This window comes from Ralstonia sp. VS2407, assembly GCF_052950655.1.
Genome location: NZ_JBRFVG010000342.1, coordinates 1 through 442 on the forward strand (window position 1 = coordinate 1; position 442 = coordinate 442).

Annotated in this window: 1 protein-coding gene; it reads left to right on the forward strand. The window is 71.0% G+C overall.

Features of this window, described 5'->3' with window-relative positions:
- A partial coding sequence (locus ACU8YE_RS25360) for a hypothetical protein (protein WP_446930344.1) occupies nt 1-442 on the forward strand: 442 nt, incomplete at both ends.

Here is a 442-nt window from a genome sequence, read left to right on the forward strand (position 1 = left end):
GATCGAGGGCACCGAGGCACAGACCGTGCTCGACCGCGTAGCCGCTGAGCTCCCCGAGGCCTCGGGGGGGCAGGCCAGCGTCGTCTTCACCGCCGCGGACGGTGAGCGCCTCGACACCGGCGAGCGGCTCGCTGTGATCAGCGGCACCGTCAGCGACGTCTATGACCTCGAGAAGGTCGTCAACCCCCTCGACGCCGCACTGGGTGGTGCCCCCGAGGAGGGCGCGCCTGGCACTCCCCCGGAGAGTGCACCGGGCACACCGCCCGGCGGGCCGAACCAGGAGCAAGCACCGCCCTACCAGCCGCTGCTGGTGGACGGGGCGCCGGTTCCCGGCGTGCTGGTGTCCACGGACGGGCAGGTCGCGCTGTTCCAGTTCCAGTTCACGGTCGCCTCGACCTCCTTGACCGATGACGATGTCACCTCGGTGGTCGAAGTCGTGGAG